The sequence below is a fragment of the Pseudomonas sp. JV241A genome (genome assembly GCF_900275665.1).
Taxonomy (GTDB): domain Bacteria; phylum Pseudomonadota; class Gammaproteobacteria; order Pseudomonadales; family Pseudomonadaceae; genus Aquipseudomonas; species Aquipseudomonas wadenswilerensis.
This window is the reverse complement of record NZ_OPYO01000021.1, coordinates 93,686-113,115: the sequence shown is the minus strand read 5'-3', so window position 1 is coordinate 113,115 and position 19,430 is coordinate 93,686. Positions and strand designations below refer to the sequence as shown.

Annotated in this window: 14 protein-coding genes; 9 read left to right on the top strand and 5 right to left on the bottom strand. The window is 64.6% G+C overall.

All coding sequences use genetic code 11. The features are described from left to right. Positions 1-132 precede the first annotated feature (132 nt). Entirely contained in the window at positions 133-1,551 is a 1,419-nt protein-coding gene (locus JV241A_RS13330; protein ID WP_115087517.1) for a PLP-dependent aminotransferase family protein, read from the bottom strand. A 445-nt stretch (positions 1,552-1,996) separates the two neighbouring features. On the opposite strand from JV241A_RS13330, the gene JV241A_RS13325 reads away from it, so the two are divergent. Beyond that, on the top strand, positions 1,997-3,415 hold the full coding sequence (locus JV241A_RS13325) for an amino acid permease (protein WP_115087518.1): 1,419 nt from the start codon (positions 1,997-1,999) through the stop codon (positions 3,413-3,415). Positions 3,416-3,502: 87 nt separating this feature from the next. Here JV241A_RS13325 and JV241A_RS13320 read toward each other — a convergent pair whose 3' ends face one another. Then, complete coding sequence (locus tag JV241A_RS13320; protein ID WP_134062973.1) at positions 3,503-4,396, bottom strand: LysR family transcriptional regulator; 894 nt, start codon at positions 4,394-4,396, stop codon at positions 3,503-3,505. 96 nt (positions 4,397-4,492) lie between these two features. Between JV241A_RS13320 and JV241A_RS13315 the strand changes: the two genes are divergently transcribed. Genes JV241A_RS13315 through JV241A_RS13295 form a run of 5 tightly spaced genes read left to right on the top strand, consistent with a single transcriptional unit; the run spans position 4,493 to position 10,324 of the window. Then, a complete protein-coding gene (locus tag JV241A_RS13315) occupies positions 4,493-5,731 on the top strand; it encodes a 3-hydroxyacyl-CoA dehydrogenase (protein ID WP_134062971.1) in 1,239 nt (412 codons plus the stop codon). Continuing rightward, positions 5,728-7,491, top strand: coding sequence for an acyl-CoA dehydrogenase C-terminal domain-containing protein (locus tag JV241A_RS13310; protein ID WP_134062969.1), 1,764 nt, complete (start codon positions 5,728-5,730; stop codon positions 7,489-7,491). The genes JV241A_RS13315 and JV241A_RS13310 overlap by 4 nt, the downstream gene beginning before the upstream one ends. A 41-nt stretch (positions 7,492-7,532) precedes the next feature. Beyond that, positions 7,533-8,696, top strand: a complete 1,164-nt coding sequence (locus JV241A_RS13305; protein WP_134062967.1) for an iron-containing alcohol dehydrogenase — start codon at positions 7,533-7,535, stop codon at positions 8,694-8,696. Then, the gene (locus tag JV241A_RS13300) at positions 8,696-9,124 is read left to right on the top strand and encodes a thioesterase family protein (RefSeq protein ID WP_134062965.1); all 429 of its coding nucleotides are present in this window, start codon (positions 8,696-8,698) and stop codon (positions 9,122-9,124) included. The genes JV241A_RS13305 and JV241A_RS13300 overlap by 1 nt, the downstream gene beginning before the upstream one ends. Positions 9,125-9,139: 15 nt before the next feature. Beyond that, entirely contained in the window at positions 9,140-10,324 is a 1,185-nt protein-coding gene (locus tag JV241A_RS13295; RefSeq protein ID WP_134062963.1) for an acetyl-CoA C-acyltransferase, read from the top strand. A 5-nt stretch (positions 10,325-10,329) separates the two neighbouring features. Here JV241A_RS13295 and JV241A_RS13290 read toward each other — a convergent pair whose 3' ends face one another. Then, positions 10,330-11,340: an AraC family transcriptional regulator gene (locus tag JV241A_RS13290; RefSeq protein WP_134062961.1), complete on the bottom strand. Its 1,011-nt coding sequence runs from the start codon at positions 11,338-11,340 to the stop codon at positions 10,330-10,332. Then, positions 11,337-12,257: a LysR family transcriptional regulator gene (locus JV241A_RS13285; RefSeq protein ID WP_134062960.1), complete on the bottom strand. Its 921-nt coding sequence runs from the start codon at positions 12,255-12,257 to the stop codon at positions 11,337-11,339. Before JV241A_RS13285 ends, JV241A_RS13290 begins: the two co-directional genes overlap by 4 nt. 97 nt (positions 12,258-12,354) lie before the next feature. On the opposite strand from JV241A_RS13285, the gene JV241A_RS13280 reads away from it, so the two are divergent. From JV241A_RS13280 to JV241A_RS13270, 3 genes are all read left to right on the top strand, one after another. After that, complete coding sequence (locus tag JV241A_RS13280; RefSeq protein ID WP_134062958.1) at positions 12,355-13,191, top strand: AraC family transcriptional regulator; 837 nt, start codon at positions 12,355-12,357, stop codon at positions 13,189-13,191. Positions 13,192-13,299: 108 nt separating this feature from the next. Next, positions 13,300-15,081 (top strand): DUF1302 domain-containing protein, encoded by a 1,782-nt coding sequence (locus tag JV241A_RS13275; protein WP_134062956.1) that lies wholly within the window; start codon positions 13,300-13,302, stop codon positions 15,079-15,081. A 14-nt stretch (positions 15,082-15,095) separates the two neighbouring features. Next, positions 15,096-16,433: a DUF1329 domain-containing protein gene (locus tag JV241A_RS13270; protein WP_115087527.1), complete on the top strand. Its 1,338-nt coding sequence runs from the start codon at positions 15,096-15,098 to the stop codon at positions 16,431-16,433. A gap of 970 nt (positions 16,434-17,403) precedes the next feature. Here JV241A_RS13270 and JV241A_RS13265 read toward each other — a convergent pair. Further along, positions 17,404-19,380 carry an alkyl sulfatase dimerization domain-containing protein gene (locus tag JV241A_RS13265; protein ID WP_134062954.1) on the bottom strand — a complete coding sequence of 659 codons (1,977 nt, stop codon included), beginning with the start codon at positions 19,378-19,380 and terminating at the stop codon, positions 17,404-17,406. Positions 19,381-19,430: the final 50 nt, after the last annotated feature.

The following is a 19,430-nucleotide window of genomic DNA, read 5'->3' as shown; positions in this document are numbered from 1 at the left end:
AGCTTTTACGGGGTTTCTGATCTGGGTGGCTCTAGTTTGCCGGTTTCAGCGAAATTAGCCTGTTTATAAAAACAGACGGCCTTAAGGAAATTTTTGTAGATCGCCGATTTATATCGACAATATCCGCTGCACCTATTGCCGCCGCCCATGCTTGACCAGCAACTTCTCCAGCTTCTCCCACAACGCAGGCTCGGTGCTGAACGCCACGTTGAAACGCATCCACCCGGTCGCCTGTGAATCGACCATGAACAACTGCCCGGGGCCGAGCATGATGCCCTGCGCCAGGGCGTCATCCACCAGCGCCGCGCTGTCGGCGATGGCCGGGTGGCGGGTCCACAGGTACATGCCTTCGTCGCCTTCGATAAAACGCTCGAAACCCAGCCGCGTGAGCTGTTCGCTGACCTGCTGCTGAGCCTCGGCCAGGCGCTGGCGCAGGCGCTTGAGGTGCTTGCGCCAGCGGCCGTCGGTGATGGCGGCGTACACCACCCGTTCCATCACCTGCGAGGTGGTCAGGCCCGAGCGCATTTTCAGTTGCAGCAGTTGCTGCATCAGTTCGGGATTGGCCAGCATGAAGCCGACCCGCACGTTCGGCGAGATGCTTTTCGAGTAGCTGCCGACGTACACCACCTGCTGCAAATGATCGAGGCTGGTCAGGCACGGCAGCGGTTCGCTGATCATGTCGGCGTAGAGGTTGTTCTCCACCAGGCGAAAGCCGTGGCGCGCCGCCAGTTGCAGCAGGCGGTGCAATTGCGCCAGCGGCGTGCGCGAGGCGGTCGGGCTGTGCAGGTGCGGCTGGGTGAAGAACACCGTCGGACGATGGTGTTCAAGCAGCCGCTCCAGGTGATCGAGGTCGTAGCCGTTTGGCGTGCGCGGTACGCCGAGCAAGGTCGCGCCCTGAAAGCGCAGGATGCTCATCAGGTTGGGGTAGCCGGGGTCGTCCACCAGCACCACGTCACCGGGGCGCACCAGGGTACGCACGGCCAGGTCCAGGGCCTGGCTGGCGCCGTGGGTGAGCATCAGCTGGTTGGGGTTGGCGACGATGCGCAGGTCCTGCTGCAGGTTCTGCGCGGTGAGGGTGCGCAGCTCCAGCAGGCCCATGGGGTCGCCGTAGCCGCTCAGTTCCAGCACGCTGCTGGCGACCTGGCGCATGCCCCGGCGCAGGCCGTCTTCGAACATCCAGTCGTTGGGCAGCCAGCCGCAGCCGGGCTTGAACTCGAGCTGGCGGCTTTCGAAGATCTGCTGCAGGTACCACTCGGAGTTGAATTCCGGCTTGCCCGGCGCAGGTTCGCTGGCCTGGCTTTCGATCAGCTCGACCGCCGAGCGGTTGACGAAGAACCCGGCATTGCCGCGGCTGACCAGCAACCCCTGGGCGACCAGGCGGTCGTAGGCCTCGACCACGGTGAAGGTGCTGACCGAATAGGTGGCGGCGAAGGCGCGGATCGAGGGGACCTTGGCACCGGGTTTGAGGGTCTGGTTCTCGATCAACTCACGCAGCCCGTTGATGATCTGGTTGACCAGCGGGGGCGATGCGTCGGGTCGTAATTCAAGCATGGGGAAGCTGTGCCTTCAGGTGTGCGTAACGCCGGGCGCCTGCAGGAAATCGCGGTGTACTGCATCGGCGGCCTGTACAGTGCAGTGGATTTTTCATCGCGCTGTGCATGGCTCTATTTGTCGGACATTTTTACATTAGGGGTCTGTTATCGCTAGCTAAAGCACGTTGAAGCAGTATGAATAATCACAATGACACTGATGCTTTTACCCTTGGGCGCCGCCCAACCGCTCCTTGCGCACAGATGGCACTGACCCGCCATCGCGCCATTGCACCGTTCAATCCGACCAGAGGCACTCCGCTGGCCCCGTGAGCAGCGTCGCCGACCCATGACCTGGGCCGGGCGATTTCGGCTGCCCGCACGTTTACCGATTCGAATGGGTGAGACCGCTGTAGCAGGCGGTCTCTCGAGTTTCCTTGCATAAAAAGAACACGAGGTAGCTACTGATGGACGCAACATCCACATCCACTTCCACAGCGAAGGTGGAGCACGAGAGCAAGCTCAGCGCTTCGCTCAAGTCTCGTCACCTGACCATGATGTCGATCGCCGGGGTTATCGGCGGCGCATTGTTCGTCGGCTCCGGCAGTGTGATTCACAGCGCCGGCCCCGCGGCCATTCTGGCCTACCTGGCCGGCGGCATCCTGGTGGTGCTGATCATGCGCATGCTCGGTGAAATGGCGACTTCGTCGCCCGATACCGGCTCGTTCTCCACCTATGCCGAGCGCGCCATTGGCCGCTGGGCGGGCTTCACCATCGGCTGGTTGTACTGGTGGTTCTGGGTCATCCTGATGGCCTGGGAAGCCTATGTCGCCGGCAAGATCCTGCACGGCTGGTTCCCCTCGATCAGCGTCAACGTCTTCGTCCTGGCCACCACCCTGGTGCTGATCAGCGTCAACTTCTTCAACGTCAAGCACTACGGCGAGTTCGAGTTCTGGTTCGCCTTGATAAAGGTGGTGGCGATCATCTGTTTCCTGGTGGTCTGCGGGTTGGCGGTGGTCAACCTGTGGCCCACAGGTGAAGTCCACGGCCTGAGCAACCTCACTGCGCAAGGCTTCATGCCCAACGGCATGGAGGCGGTGGTGGTGGCCATGCTCGGGGTGATGTTCGCCTTCCTCGGTGCGGAAATCGTCACCATCGCTGCCGCCGAGTCGAAGAACCCCTCGGAGCAGATCGTCAAGGCGACCAACTCGGTGGTCTGGCGGGTGTGCCTGTTCTATGTCGGTTCGATCTTCCTGATCGTCGCCCTGGTGCCGTGGAACGACCCGCTGATGGGCACCTCGGGTTACGGCTCGTACCGTCGGACCCTGGAGCTGCTGGGCATCCCCGGTGCCGAGTTGGTGATGAACTTTGTGGTCTTGACCTCGGTGAGCAGCTGCCTGATCTCGGCGCACTACACCGCCTCGCGCATGCTGTTCTCGCTGTCGACCCGTGGTGATGCGCCGTCGTTCTTCAAGATCACCCGTGCCGGTACCGGCGTGCCGGTGTTCTCGATCATCGGCTCGTGCTCGGTGGCGGTGTTCGTGGCCCTGATCAACTTCAGCGAAACCCTGCGCCCGAAAGACGTGCTCGATGTGCTGATGAACACCACCGGCATGATCGCCTTGCTGGTGTACCTGGTGATTGCTTTCTCGCAACTGAAGATGCGCCGCAAGCTGGAAGCCGAAGGCAAGCCGATCCGCCTGAAAATGTGGCTGTTCCCGTGGCTGACCTACCTGGTGATCGTGTTCATCATCGGCTGCCTGGTGACCATGGCGTTTGTACCGGACTACCAGGTGCTGGTGTTCTCCACCGGTGCGGCGGCGATTGTCGTGGCCTTGATGGGCGCGGTGTTGCACGTGCGGGCGGCGAAAAAAGCGTTGTCCTGAAGCGCCCGATCGCGGGGCAAGCCCGCTCCCACAGGATTTGTGTTGTACACATGACCTGTGGGAGCTGGCTTGCCAGCGATGAGGCCCTCAAACCACCCGCAAAATCTCCCCCACCAGCCAGCCCAGCGCCCGGTCCTGACCGCGCTGGGCCAGGTGCACCAGCTCAAGCTCAAACGCCTCCAACGCAAACGGCAAGTCATGCAGCTGCAACGGCAGCAGCGTGGCGAAGTGGCGTGCCAGTTGCGTCGGCAGCACCACGCACAAATCCGACGCCGCCACCAGGTGCGCCGCCTGCAGGTAGTTGGGCGTGGTGTAGACGATCTGCCGCGCCAACCCTTGCTCCCCGAGCCATTGATCGACCATGCCGCGCGTCTGCCCGCCATGCACCCAGAGGTGACGCAGGCGCAAAAACGTGTCGAGGTCCAGTGCGCCGCTCACCAGCGGATGCTCCTTGCGCAGGGCAATCTGCAGGGTCTCGTTGCGCCAGTGATGACGGGCAAAACGCGCCGGAATCTCATCGAAGCGCCCCAGCACCAGGTCCAGCTGGCCCCGGTCCAGGGCGTCCACCGGCAGGCTCGGCGCCAGCGGGGCGATGTCCAGGCGCAGGTTCGGCGCGCGGTCCTGCAGGCGGCGCAGCAGGCCTGGCATGCACAACTGCTCGACGAAGTCGGTCATGGCGATGCGAAAGGTCTGCCGGCTCAGGCGCGGGTCGAAGCTTTCGCCGACGTTGAGGGTCTGCTCGATCTGTTGCAGCGCCGAGCGGATCGGGCCTTCCAGGGCCAGGGCCTTGGGCGTCGGTTGCATGCGCCGGCCGATGCGCACCAGCAGCGGGTCGTCGAGCAACTCGCGCAGGCGCGCCAGGGCGTTGCTCACCGTCGGTTGGCTGAGGGCCAGGCGCACGGCGGCGCGTGAGACGTTCTGCTCGCGCAGCAGCACGTCGAGGATGCGCAGCAGGTTGAGGTCGAAGGTGTTTATATTCATTTCGCAAATATCACGCATATGAAAATGAAATTTCTCAAATAGTAGGCGGCTGCTTACGGTGTCGGCAATCCTTCTTTTCGACTTAGGGGTGCCGGTGTGAGCAATGCATTCGATGGGCAACAGGCTGCGGTGGTAGGGGCGGGAACCATGGGCCGGGGGATTGTCATCAGCCTGGCCAGTGCCGGCATCCCGGTGCTGTGGCTCGATGCCAGCCCGCAGATGGTCACCGCAGGCCTGAAGATGGCCGCCGACACCTGGGCCCACCAGGTGGTCAAGGGCCGCATCAGTGAGGAACAGGCCGAGCGAAACCTCGCGCGCATTCAGGCGGTGGACGACTACGCGGCGCTGGCCGATGTCGACCTGGTGATCGAGGCGGTGTACGAAAACCTCGAGCTCAAGCAGGAAATTTTCCGCACCCTGGACCGCACCCTCAAGCCCGGTGCGATCCTCGCCAGCAACACCTCGGCGCTGGATATCGATGCGATTGCCGCTGTCACCCAGCGCCCGCAACAGGTACTGGGCCTGCATTTCTTCAGCCCGGCACACATCATGAAGCTGCTGGAGATCGTCCGCGGCCAGCAGACCTCGGCCACCGTGCTCGACCAGGCCAAAGCCCTGGGCCAGCGCCTGGGCAAAATCGCCGTGGTGGCCGGCAACTGCCGCGGCTTTATCGGCAACCGCATGCTCAAAACCTACGCCGACGAGGCGCGCAAGATGCTCCTTGAAGGTGCGCTGCCACAGCAGGTCGACGGCACCTTGCAGGCGTTCGGTTTTGCCATGGGGCCGTTTCGCATGTACGACGTGGTTGGCGTCGATCTGGAGTGGCGCGCCCGGAAACTGGCCGGGCAGGGCATGGACAGCCCGCTGGTGCAGGTCGACAACGCCCTGTGCGACCTCGGCCGCTTCGGCCAGAAGGCCGGCCTTGGTTATTACCAGTATGCCGAGGGCAGCCGCGAAGCCGAGCACGACCCTGAGGTCGATGCCCTGATCGAGCGAATCGCTACCGGCCTGGGCTATCGCCGCCGGCTGATCAGCGACCCGGAAATCGTCGAGCGCAGCCTGCTGGCGCTGGTCAACGAAGGGGCGAAGATCCTCGAAGAGAACATCGCCGCCAACAGCCACGACATCGACCTGGTCTACCTCAACGGTTACGGCTTCCCGGCCGCGGTCGGCGGGCCGCTGCACTGGGCCGATGGCCAGGGCCTGGCCTCGATCCAGGAGCGTCTGCAACGTTTGCAACGCATGCTCGGCGAACATTGGCGGCCAGCCGCGCTGATTGCCCGGCTGGTGGCCGCTGGCAAAGGCTTTGCCGCTGTACAGGAGGGCCGGGTATGAGTTACCAGGCACCGCTGCGCGATATGCGTTTCGTGCTGCACGAGCTGTTCGATGTCAGCGGTCATTGCCAGCAACTGGGCAATGGCCTGGACCGCGAAACCATCGATGGCGTGCTCGAAGAAGCCGCACGCTTTGCCGCCGAAGTGGTGGCGCCGCTCAATCGCAACAGCGACGAGCAAGGCTGCCGTTTGCAGGAAGGCCAGGTGACTACCCCGGATGGCTTTCGTCAGGCCTACAAGCTGTACGTCGAGCAAGGTTGGGCGAGCATGACCGGGCCGCTGGAATTCGGCGGCCAGGGTTTCCCGCAGATGGTCTCGGCCAGTTTTCACGAGATGCTGATGGCTGCGTCGCTGTCGTTCCGAATCTATTCCGGGCTCACCGAAGGCACAGTGCTGGCGCTGGAGCGCCACGGCAGCGCCGAGCTCAAGCAGCGCTACCTGGCGCAACTGGTCAGCGGCGAATGGACCGGCACCATGTGCCTCACCGAACCCCAGGCCGGCACCGACCTGGCCTTGCTGCGCACCCGTGCCTTGCCCCAGGCCGACGGCAGCTACCAGCTCAGCGGCAGCAAGATTTTCATCAGCGGCGGCGAGCAGGACCTGAGCGCCAACATTATCCACCTGGTGCTGGCGCGCTTGCCCGAGGCACCGCCCGGGGTCAAAGGCATCAGCCTGTTCCTGGTGCCCAAGGTGCTGGTGAATGCCGACGGCACGTTGGGCGAGCGCAATGCCTTGAGCTGCGGTGCGCTGGAACACAAGATGGGCATCAAGGGCGCATCCACCTGTGTGATGAATTTCGACGGCGCCACCGGCTGGCTGGTGGGGGAGGCCAACCAGGGCCTGGCCTGCATGTTCACCATGATGAACGACGCGCGCTTTCAGGTCGGCCTGCAGGGCCTGGGCATCGCCGAAGCGGCGTTCCAGGGCGGCCTGGCCTATGCCCGTGAGCGCCTGCAGTCGCGGGCCATCAGCGGCCCGGTGGCGCCGAACAAAGCCGCCGACCCGATCATCGTCCACCCCGATGTGCGGCGCATGCTGCTGACCCAGAAAACCCTGAGCGAAGGCTGCCGCATGCTCGCCGCTTACACCGCCCGCCAGCTCGACCTTGAACACGGCTGCAGCAATGCCAGGCGGCGCGCCGCCTTGCTGATCCCGATCGTCAAAGCCTTCTTCACCGACTGCGGCCAGGAAGTCGCCAGCCTCGGCGTACAGCTGTACGGCGGCCATGGCTTTATCCGCGAGTGGGGCATGGAGCAACTGATGCGCGACAGCCGCATCACCCAGCTGTACGAGGGCACCAATGGCATCCAGGCGCTGGACCTGATTCGCCGCAAGCTGCTCGGCGATGGCGGCAGTGAGCTCAATGCGCTGATCGATGAGCTGGCAACGCAGGTGGCCCAGGCTACCCATCAGCCGCCGATGGCCGAGCGGGTAGGGCAGTGCCTGGAGGAGTGGCGGGCGCTGGGCGAGTCGGTGCTGCAAGCCTGCCGCCAGGACCCCGAAGAGATCGGCGCGGTGTCGGTGGATTTTCTCGCCTACTCGGCCTATGTGTTGTTGGCGGCGCTGTGGTTGCAGGCGGCGGAGCGTGCCAGTTCCGCCCTGGCGGCCGGCAGCAGTGAAGCGCCGTTCTACCAGGCCAAGCTGCATTCTGCGGACTTTTACCTTCGCAGGATTTTGCCGCGTGCAGGCGCTCATCGCCAGGCGTTGCTGGCCGGCGCCGGCTGCCTGATGAGTTTGCCAGAGGCCGATTTCGCCTTCTGATTTCACCTTGCGGACATCACAACAACAACGAGGGACGCCGCATGCAGTCATTCAGTTTTGCTACCACCGCGCAGATCCTCTGCGAAGCCGGCGCCGCCTTGCGCCTGGCCAGCCTGTGCCGCGAACGCGGTGCGCGGGCGGTGTTGATCGTCACCGATCCGGGTATCGCCCGCCTGGGTTTGCTCGAGCCATTGCTGCCGGGTTTCGCGGCGCAGGGCCTGACTGTGGCGGTGTTCGACCAGGTGCTGGCCGACCCGCCGCAAGCCTGTGTGCTGGAGGTGGTGCTACAAGCGCGGGCGATGCAGGCCGACCTGATCGTCGGCTTTGGCGGCGGCAGTTCCATGGACGTGGCCAAGCTGGTGGCGCTGCTGGCGCACCCGCAGTGCTCGCAATTGCTCGGCGACATCTACGGCGTCGACCAGGCCCGTGGCCGGCGCCTGCCGTTGATCCAGGTGCCGACCACGGCGGGCACCGGCTCGGAAGTGACGCCGATCGCTATCGTCACCACCGGCGAGCACAGCAAGATGGGCGTGGTCTCGACCCTGTTGCTGCCGGACCTGGCGCTGCTCGATGCCGACCTGACCCTCGGCCTGCCGCCGGCGGTTACCGCCGCCACCGGCATCGACGCCATGGTCCACGCCATCGAGGCCTATACCAGCAAGCTCAAGCGTAATCCGCTGTCCAACCTGCTGGCCCGCGAGGCGTTGCAATTGCTGGCCGGCAATCTTGACGAGGCGGTGCACAACGGCCGCAACCGCGAGGCGCGCCAGGCCATGCTGCTCGGCGCTTGCCTGGCCGGCCAGGCCTTTGCCAACGCACCGGTGGCGGCGGTGCATGCGCTGGCCTATCCGCTGGGCGGGCATTTCCAGATCCCCCACGGGCTGTCCAATGCCCTGGTGCTGCCCCATGTGCTGCGCTTCAACGCCGAAGCGGCGGCGCCCTTGTATGCCGAGCTGGCGCCGCTGTTGCTGGGTGCGCGCTTGCAGGCAGGTGACGTAAACAGCCTCACTGCCCAGTTGATCAACGAGCTGGCTGAACTGAACCCACGCTGCGGCCTGCCGACGCGTTTGCGCGATGCCGGCGTGCCTGAGAGCAGTCTCGAACATCTGGCCCGCGACGCCATGCAACAGCAGCGCTTGCTGGTCAACAACCCGCGTGAGGTCAGCGAGGCCGATGCCCTGGCGATCTACCGGGAGGCGTTCTGATGGAGCACCCCGGGCGCGAGCACTTTCGCCACTTCCAGCCGATCACCACGCGCTGGCACGACAACGACCTCTATGGCCACGTCAACAACGTCGTCTACTACAGCTTCTTCGACAGCGCGGTGAACAGCTACCTGATCGAGCAGGGCGGGCTGGATATCCACCAGGGGGAAGTGATCGCCTTGGTGGTCAATTCCAGCTGCGACTACTTTGCCTCGATTGCCTTTCCGGAGTGCATCGAGGTGGGCCTGGCGGTGAGCAAGCTGGGCAACAGCTCGGTGCACTACACCCTGGGCATCTTCAAGGCCGGGCAAGCGCAGGCCTGCGCGGCGGGGCGCTTTGTCCACGTGTTCGTCGAGCGCGCCAGCAACCGCCCGGTCGCTATCCCTGAACCCCTGCGGGCGGCATTGAGCCGTTTGCGCTGTGACTGACTGGAGTGCTTTGCCATGCAAGATGCCGTAATTGTCTCGACCGCCCGCACGCCGATCGCCAAGGCCTTTCGCGGCGCCTTCAACGACTTCAAGTCGCCGTCGATGAGTGCCGTGGCCATTCGCGCGGCAGTCGAACGGGCCGGTATCGAACCCGGCGAGATCGACGACCTGGTGATGGGCACCGCCATGCAGAGCGGCACCGCCTCGACCAACCTGGCGCGTCTTTCAGCCCTGGCGGCCGGCTTGCCGCTATCGGTCAGCGGCCAGACCATCGACCGCCAGTGCGCCTCGGGGCTGATGGCGATATCGATTGCCGCCAAGCAGATCATGGTCGACGGCATGCAGGTGGCGATTGGCGCCGGCCAGGAGCAGATCAGCCTGGTGCAGACCGCCCATATGCAGGCGGCAGCGGTGGAGCAGGATGCCAGCGTAGTGCGCATGGCCGAGCATGCCTACATGCCGATGCTGCTCACTGCCGAGATCGTCGCCAAGCGCTACGGTATCAGCCGCGAAGCCCAGGACGCCTACAGCCTGCAGTCCCAGCAGCGCACGGCGGCGGCCCAGGCCGCGGGGTTGTTTGCCGATGAGATCGTGCCGGTCAGTGTGCGCAAGAAGGTGGTCGACAAGCTCAGCGGGGCGGTCACCTACCAGGACGTGCACCTGAGCCAGGATGAAGGCAACCGCCCGCACACCACCCTGGCCGACCTGCAAGGCCTGGCGCCCGTGCGCGAAGGCGGCTGCATCACCGCCGGCAACGCCAGCCAGTTGTCCGATGGTGCCAGCGCCAGCGTGCTGATGAGCGGGGCGTTGGCGGCGCGTGCCGGGGTCAGGCCGCTGGGCCTGTATCGCGGCATCGCGGTGGCCGGCCTGGCGCCGGAAGAGATGGGCATCGGCCCGGTGCTGGCGATCCCCAGGTTGCTGCGTCAGCACGGCCTGCGCGTCGATGATATCGGCCTGTGGGAAATCAACGAGGCCTTCGCCTGCCAGGTACTGTACTGCGCGCAGACCCTGGGCATCGATCCTGCGCGGCTCAACGTCAATGGCGGCGCCATCGCCATCGGTCATCCCTACGGCATGAGCGGCGCGCGCATGGTCGGCCATGCCTTGCTCGAAGGTCAGCGCCGTGGCGTCAAGTACGTGGTGGTGAGCATGTGCGTGGGCGGCGGCATGGGCGCCGCCGGTTTGTTCGAGGTGCTCTGAGGCCGTCAGCGCCCGCGGTAGGCCCCGGGCGCGCAGGCAAACCAGCGCAGGCAGGCGCGGTGAAAACTCTGCACGTCGCTGTAGCCGAGTTGATCGGCAATCTGCACCAGCTCCAGCTCGCTGCCCTGCAGCAGGTCTTCCGCGCGGTAGCGGCGGTACTCGTCCAGCAGCTCGGAATAACTCCAGCCCAGTGCCTTCAGGCGCCGGGCCGCGGTGCGTTCGAGCAGGTGCTGGCGGCTGCAGAAGGCCGGCCAGCGGTTGCTGTCGGCAAGGCTCACGGCCAGGTGATCGCTGGCCAGCTCCAGCAGCGTTGGCTGGCTGTTGCGTTGGGTCTGTTGCAGCAATTCCACCAGCATCAGTTCCAGTGCCTGATTACCGGGGGTCAGCGCTTGCTCGAACAGCTTTGGGTCAAGGCGGATGCCATGTTCAACGTGCCCCCAGCTCACCGGCGCGCGCCAGGCGTGGGGGTGCACGCTGATGTCGGCCGGCGCCGGGTGGGCCAGTTCAATGGCCAGGATCGGGTCCTGCTCCAGGCCGCTGGCCAGCAGCTTGCGGCGCAGCAGGCTGCAGAGGCTGGTGAGCATGTAGTCGGTGATGGGTGCCGTGGCCTTGAGGCTGCCGCAATCCTCCAGGCGCAGGCTGACCTGGCCATCACTGCGTTCGATGCGGGCGCGAAAGTGACCGTTGAAAAACGGGAAGTATTCGACGAAGTAGGCGCAGGCGCTGTCCAGCGAGGCGGCGGCATCGAACAGGTAAGTCAGGCCATTGGTCGCGGTGGAGACGAACCGCCTGCCGGCAGTCAGGCCGACAAACGGGTCGCTGCTCTCGCACAGGGCCAGGGTCCAAAAGCGCCGCGACAGCACCAGCGGCACACGCAGGAACGGTGTACGCATCTCGAACAGGCTGCGGCGGAACACGGCCTCGATCAGTTCCAGGGATACCCCGCGGCCCTGCAGCTCTTCGATGGCCGGCAGCAGGGTCGGGGCGTAGAACGCGTTGGGCGGCACGAGGGTCATGACGGGTTCACCTGCAGCTGTTGATCCACCTTGAAAATGGCTTCGATCATTGCCTGCGCTGCCGGTGTCAGGCTGTCGCCGGCGCGGCTGACAATGCCGTACTGCAACTGTAGATCAGGGTCGTCGGCATCCAGGTCGGCAAAGCTCAACAAGCGGATTTCACCGGCCTCGACCCGCTCGTGCAGGGCTTCGGCGGTGGCCAGGCCGATGGCGTCCGAGCGCATCACCACCCGACGTATGGCATCGAACTGCGCGCACTCGACGCTGGTGACAAAGTCCTGGGTACCCTGGGCGCGGGCGAGGATCTTGCGGATCATCGGCGGGATCCGCGTGCCGGCAATCGGGTAATCGAGCAGGGCGCTGAGCTGGAGCGGGCCACGCCCTGCCAGCGGGTGCCCGGCGCGACAGAAGAAGCGCCCGCGCCGGGGCCGCAGGGCCTGCACCTGATAGCGCGGGTCGTCCTTGAAGTAGCGCGAGTCGGCGACCAGAAACTCGATCTGCTGCTCCTTGAGCCAACTGCCCAGTTGCTTCCAGTCACCCTGATGAAAACGTGCGCGCACCAGCGGGTGGTCGTGGATGAACTGCGCCAGCGCCTCGGGCACCAGCAACTGGGCCGGGTAGGGGCCGCTGCCGAAACTCAGCTCGCCGCCTTCCAGGCCGTTGTACTGCAGCAGCTCGTTGTGCAGGCTCTGACTGCTGGCCAGCAGGCGCCGGGCGTGCTGCAGCACCAGTTGGCCCTGGCCGGTGAGGCGGAATTCGCGGCTGCCGCGCTCGACCAGGGCACAATCCAGATCGCGTTCCAGGGTCTGGATGCTGCGGCTGAACGCGGGCTGGCTGAGGTTGACGGCATCGGCGGCGCGCACGAAGCCACGGTAATCGGCCAGGGCCACGAAGTGGCGAAGTTGTCGAAGGTCCATCATGCGCCTCTTGCATGCAGCGGATACTTTTTATGCATTTGATCGATAGTGTAGCGGCTGGCATAACTCATGGCCTGATCATTTTGCGTGACGTGCCATGCTTGCTTCGCCTTTTGTTTGCGCCGCCTTGACCCGCACCCTGGTCGCTCACGCCCAGGGCTGCGGCCTGCCTGTGGATGTGCTGTTGCAGCGTGCCGGGCTCACGCCCGCGCAGTTGCACGGGCACGGCCAGATCCCGGCCATGCAGGTCGAGCAGTTGCTGCTCGAATGTGAGCTCGCCGGTGCCGGGCGCGAGTTCGGCTGTGAGCTGGTGCCGGGCATGGCCACCCATTCGCTGCAGGGGCTGAACATACTGCTCGATTCGGCCGCCAGCGTGCGCGACAGCCTTGCCTGCTTTATCCGCTACCTGCCGCTGGTGACCAACTGTGTGCTGGTCAGCCTGGACGGTGCACAGCTGCACATGCGTCGCTATCAGCATCAACCGCATTACTACATGCTCGATGCTGCGGTGCTGAGTCTGGTGCGCAACATCGCCAGGCGTGCCGGGCGCACGCCGGCCCAGATGTTCACCCAGGTCAGCGTGTTGCCGCAGCAGGCGGCCGGGCGCTGGTTGCAGGACTGGGGGGTGGCGGTGGTCAGCGCTCAATGGCCGAGCCTGCAACTGGCGCCAGGCGCTCTCGAGCTGGACCTGCCCGGTGCCAATGCCTTCCTCCATCAGAGCATGCTGCGCCAGTGGCAAGGCGCCGGCATGAGCGAGGCGCGCGAAGACAGCCTGCAACTGGCGCGGCACTGGCTGGCCGCCGGTGACCAGCCCATCGAGCGGATTGCCGAGCGCCTCGGTTACCGTCAGCCGAGCAACTTCATCCGCGCCTTTCGCAAGCAGTTCGGCGTCACCCCCAAGCAGTTTCGCCTGAGCGCATTGCAGCCGGCCTAGGGCGACTTTTCATAGCGCGCGGATGATCGTTTTTTGTCGTGCGCCGCTTGCGCCTGGCGGCGGACGCTTGGGCATCTTGATCGAGCTTAATCCTCATGGAGCTCGATAATGACAACAACAAGCTCAACGCCGTCTCCCTGGCTACTGGCGGCGCTGGCCTCCTTCGCCGTGCCTGCCCAGGCCAGCAGTTTTGATCTCAATGAAGACTGGAGCTTTACCACCCGCAGCACCCTGAGCCTGGGCAGCAGCTGGTCGACCCAAAGCCCCGACAAACACCTGATGACCCGCGCCAATGCCCTGCAGGCCCAAGGCGTGAATGCCGATGGCAGCGGGGTCAGCGCCGACGACAACCGGCTTAACTTCAAGAAAGGCGACCCGATCTCGCAGACCGTCAAGGGCCTGACCGATTTCAGTCTCGACGGCCAGGGGCAGGGCGCCTTTGTGCGCTTGAAATACTGGTACGACCATGCCTATGAAACCCGCGACGGCCGCTTCAAGGATTTCGACGACAGTGGCTGGGATGACCTGGCCAAATTCCAGGGCCTGGAAGTGCTCGACGCCTACCTGTGGAAGGACGTCGAGCTGGCCGGCCATCCGCTGAGTTTCAAGCTCGGCAAGCAGGTGCTGTCGTGGGGCGAGGCGCTGCTGATCCAGAACGGCATCAACGTCATCAACCCGCTGGACATCACGGCCTTCAACCGCCCCGGGGTCGAGATCAAGGAAGGCCAGCTGCCGGTGGAGATGCTTTCGTTCAGCTTCGGTGTGTCCGACACCCTCAACCTCGAAGGCTTCTACCAGTACAACTGGCGCGCCAGCGTGCTGGACGGTTGCGGCACCTTCTTTGCCACAAGCGATGTGATTCAGCCTGGCTGCGGGCCGTTGTACCTGGGCCAGGTGCTCACCGACCCGCAGATGCAGGCCAGCGGCTTGTATGCCAGTTCACGGGGCAACGCGTCGCCGTCCGACAACGGCCAGTTCGGCTTCGCCCTGCGCCAGCTGTTGCCGGCGCTCAACGACGCCGAGGCGGCGCTGTACTTCATCAACTACCACTCGCGCCTGCCGTACCTGACCGTCGATGCGCGCAACACCGCGCTGCCGGGGAATTTCCCCGGGGGCGGGCAGGGGCCTTCGTATGCTGCGGCCTTCCCCGAGAACATCCGCCTGTACGGGCTGAGCATCAACGGTGTCGAGCCCAGCAGCGGGGTGTCGCTGGCGGCCGAGCTCAGCTATCGGCCCAACATGCCGCTGAGTTTCAACGCCCCGGATGTCACCACGGCGGTGGTCTCCGGTGCTGCCGGCAACGCGTGGGTAGCACTGCCCGAGGGCTTCTACAATCGCGCAGGTGATCGCTTCGATGGCTGGGAGCGAAAAGGCGTGTGGCAAGTGACCACCTCGGCAACCCAGGCCATCGACAACGTGCTGGGTGCCACCCGCCTGAGCCTGTTCGGTGAAGTCGGCGTGGTGCACATCGACGGCCTCGGTGATGAGCGCCTGGGCCGTAATGCCGCCTTTGGCCGCAGCGCGCCGCGCAATGGCAGCGCGTGCAACACCGTTGCCTCCGGAGTGACCAACCGCTACTGCACCGACAAGGGCTTTGCCACCGATTGGTCCTGGGGTTATCGCCTGCGCGCCAGCCTTGAGTACAGCGATGTGCTGCCGGGGGTCAACCTGATCCCGGCGGTCAACTGGCGGCATGACGTCGAGGGCTATTCCTACGACCCGCTCGGGCCATTCCAGGAAGGCCAGCAGGCCCTGGGGCTGAGTCTTACCGCCAACTACCTCAACGACTACAGCGTAGAGCTGGCCTACAACAGCTTCTTCGGTTCCAACGACTACAGCACCCTCGATGACCGCGATTTTGCCTCGGTCAGCTTCAAGGTCGATTTCTAAGGAGAACAATAAAAATGCGTATTCATCCCCTGTTGTTAGCCCTGACCTGCGTCAGCGCCCTGGCCCAGGCCAAGAGCAACGACCTCGGCCTCTTGGACAAGACGCTCACGCCGATGGGCTCGGAGCGCGCCGGCAATGCCGACGGCAGCATCCCGGCCTGGACCGGCGGCCTCGACAAAGCGGCCGGGAGCCTGGATGGCAACGGCGGCTACAGTGACCCGTTCGCCAGTGAAAAGCCGCTGTTCACCATTACCGCGCAGAACCTCGGGCAGTACCAGGCGGCGCTGAGCCCCGGCCAGCTGGCGATGTTCAAGCGCTACCCGGACAGTTACCAGATGCCGGTGTACCCCAGCCACCGCAGCGCCCGTTTGCCGGCGCCGATCCTCGCCGATAGCCGCACCAACGCCGGCAAGACCACCCTGGCCGACGGCGGCAACGGCTTGCATGATTACGCCCGTGGGATTCCGTTCCCGCTGCCGACCGAAGGCATGGAAGTGATGTGGAACCACATGACCCGTTGGCGTGGCGGCAGCTACGAGCGCTTCAGCAGTATTGCCCTGGTACGTGAGAACGGTGCGGTCAGCTATATCCGCGCGCAGTCGCTGGTGAGTTTCGCCGAAGCGGTGACGGGGCTTGAGCCCAATGCCAACGTGCTGTTCATGTTCAAGAGCCGGGTGCTGGAGCCGGCGCGCCTGGCGGGCGAGACCGTGCTGGTGCATGAGCCGGTTGACCAGGTGGTCGAGCCGCGTGCCGCCTGGCAGTACCTGCCGGCGCAACGCCGGGTGCGTCGCGCGCCGATGCTGGCGTATGACAACAGTGCGCGCTACAGCAACGGCCTGATCACGGCCGACAACATCGATGGTTTCAATGGTGCGCCGGACCGTTTTGACTGGAAGCTGATCGGCAAGCAGGAGCTGTACATTCCCTACAACAGTTATCGCCTGGGCAGTCGTTCATTGAAACTCGATGAACTGGTCAAGCCCAACCACATCAACCCGGCGTATACCCGTTATGAGAAGCATCGGGTGTGGGTGGTTGAAGCCACGCTCAAACCGGGGGCGCGGCATATCTACAGCAAGCGCCGGTTTTATGTGGACGAAGACAGCTGGCAGATCGCCCAGGTGGACCAGTACGACAGCCGTGGCGAGTTGTGGCGCAGTTCCGAACTGCATGCGATCCAGCACTATGATCATGACTTTACCTACAACGTGCTGGAAACCTCGTACGACCTGATTTCGGGGCGGTACTACGCGGGTGGCTTGAGCAACGAAGAGAAGGCGCCGATGCGGGTGGGGTTTACTGCCAAGACCGATGACTACACGCCTTCGGAATTGCGTCGCTGGGCCAAGTGAAGCACGAGCCCTTCGGGCTCGATCGCCGGCAAGGCCGGCTCCCACAGGTCCGGCGTACACAGATCCACTGTGGGAGCTGGCTTGCCAGCGATGAGGCCGGTCCAGCCAGCACATCAGGTGCTGGCAGGATTACGACCCCTGCGCGCTTGATCGCCGGCAAGTCCGGCTCCCACAGGTCCGGCGTACACAGATCCACTGTGGGAGCTGGCTTGCCAGCGATGAGGCCAGTCCAGCCAGCACATCAGTGTTGCCTGGATTACGACCGCTGCGCGCTCGATCGCCGGCAAGGCCGGCTCCCACAGGTCCGGCGTACACAGATCCACTGTGGGAGCTGGCTTGCCAGCGATGAGGCCGGTCCAGCCAGCACATCAGGTGCTGGCAGGATTACGACCGCTGCGCGCTCGATCGCCGGCAAGTCCGGCTCCCACAGGTCCGGCGTACACAGATCCTCTGTGGGAGCTGGCTTGCCAGCGATGAGGCCAGTCCAGCCAGCACATCAGTGTTGCCTGGATTACGACCCCTGCGGGCTCGATCGCCGGCAAGTCCGGCTCCCACAAGTCCGGCGTACACAGATCCACTGTGGGAGCTGGCTTGCCAGCGATGAGGCCGGTCCAGCCAGCACATCAGGTGCTGGCAGGATTACGACCCCTGCGGGCTCGATCGCCGGCAAGGCCGGCTCCCACAGGTCCGGCGTACACAGATCCACTGTGGGAGCTGGCTTGCCAGCGATGAGGCCGGTCCAGCCAGCACATCAGTGTTGCCTGGATTACGACCGCTGCGCGCGCGGCAAGGCCGGCGTACACAGATCCACTGTGGGAGCTGGCTTGCCAGCGATGAGGCCAGTCCAGTCAGCACATCAGTGTTGCCTGGATTACGACCCCTGCGGACTCGATCGCCGGCAAGGCCGGCTCCCACAGGTCCGGTGTACACCGATCCATTGTAGGAGCGGGCTTGACCCGCGATGAGGCCCTCAAGGCGTGACGATATTGAACTGCGGGCTGAAGCTGTCGAGGGTGCCCAGCAACTCGGCGATTTTCTTGCCGTTGCCTTCGACCTTGATCAAGCCCTTTTGCATCGCCGTCGGGAAGTCCAGCTGCTTGAGGCTGATCTGCTCAAGCGTCGCCTTGTTCATGCTCAAGCTCGCATCAGCCTTGGGGTTCAAACCCGCACGATGGGTCAGTACGCCGTTGCGCAAGGTCAGGTTGAAGGCCTGATCCGGCTCGGTGAAGCTCCAGTTCAGGTTCAGGTCATGGCCCACCGCCTTGTCGACATCGACCCGCACCGCCATGTAGTCGAAGAACATGTCCGCAGTCAGCGCCCGCACCATGTCCACCGACACCGAACTGCCCGCCTGGCTCGGCACACCATTGCGCAACTCCATGGCACCGGTCAGGTACATGTTGCGCCAGGTGGCGTTCTCGCTCTGGTAACCCAGCTGCTCCATCGCCTCAGCCTGCACGCTACGTGCCCGGGCATTGTCCGGCTGGGCAAACAGCAGCTGGTTGCCCAGTTGCACCGCCCAGCGATACTCACCCTTGTCCATTGCCGCACGCACCTTGGCCAGCACCGCCTCGCCACCGCCCATGGCCTCGACATAGTGCTGGGCGCTCTCGACCGGCGGCAACGGGTTGAGGTTGGCCGGGTTGCCGTCGTAAAAGCCCATGTAGCGCTGGTACACCGCCCGCGCGTTGTGGCTCAGCGAGCCGTAGTAGCCACGGGTGTACCACTTCTTCGCCAGCTCCCCGGGCAGGGTCTGCATGTTCTGCGCGATCTCCATCGGCGTCAGGCCCTGGTTGAGCAGGTGCAGGGTGCGGTCGTTGAGGAAGGCATACATGTCGCGCTGGTCGGCGATCAGCGTGCGCACCTGTTCAGCGCCCCAGGTCGGCCAGTTGTGCTGGCCGAAGAGCACTTCGGTCTTGTCGCCGTAACGCGTCAGGCTGGCGTCCAGGTACTGTGACCAGGCCTTGGCATCGCGCACCTGGGCGCCGCGCGGGGTGAGGATGTTGTGCATGGTCTGCGAGGCGTTTTCGGCAATGCCCAGGGCCTTGAACTGCGGCAGGTACAGGTTCATTTCCGCCGGTGCTTCGGTGCCAGGGGTCAATTGGAATTCAAGCTCGATGCCCGCCACGGTGCGGGTCTCGTACGGCTTGCTGATCAGGTCGCTGGGCTCGATCAGGGTGATGCTGCCGCCGGTGGCCAACGCCTTGCCGATCCCGGTGTCGACCTGGCCCTGGGCGCCGCGCGGCAAGTACAGACCGAACTGGTACTGGGCGCGACGGCTCATGGCGTTGCCGGCGTAGACGTTCTCGCTCATCACGTGTTCCATGAAGCCGCTGGGGGCGAACACCTTGACCTTGCCGGCCTTGACGTCGGCCTCGTCGATCACCCCGCGCACGCCGCCAAAATGATCGGTATGGCTGTGGCTGTAGATCACCGCCACCACCGGTTTGCGCGGGCGGTTCTGGTAGTACAGCTGCAGCGCGGCGCGGGCGGTTTCGGCGGTGGTCAGCGGGTCGATGATGATCAGCCCGTCGTCGCCTTCGATGAGGGTCATATTGGCCAGGTCCAGGCCACGCACCTGGTACAGCCGCGGCGCTACTTCGAACAAGCCAGCGTGGGCGTTGAGCTGGGCCAGGCGCCAGAGGCTGGGGTTGACGCTGTCGGGGCGGTCTTGCGCGGCGAGGAATTTATAGCCCTCAAGGTTCCACACCGGTTTGCCGGCGGCATCGCTGACCTGGCCGTCGAACGGCGCGATCAGGCCGCGGGTGACCGCCTCGTAATCGGCGCGGTCGCTGAAGGGCAGTTGCGTCAACACGGCGGCATTGCTGCTGCGGGTCTGTTCGCTGGCACCAACCGGTGCCTGGGCGGCATGCAGGGTCTGGCTCAGGCAGGCGGCAGCAATCAGGCTGGCCAGGCGCGTACGCGGGTTCAGGGGTAGGCAGGGCATGGCAACTCCATTTTTTGTCGTTATGGCACACGGCTTCGAGGCTAAGGCTC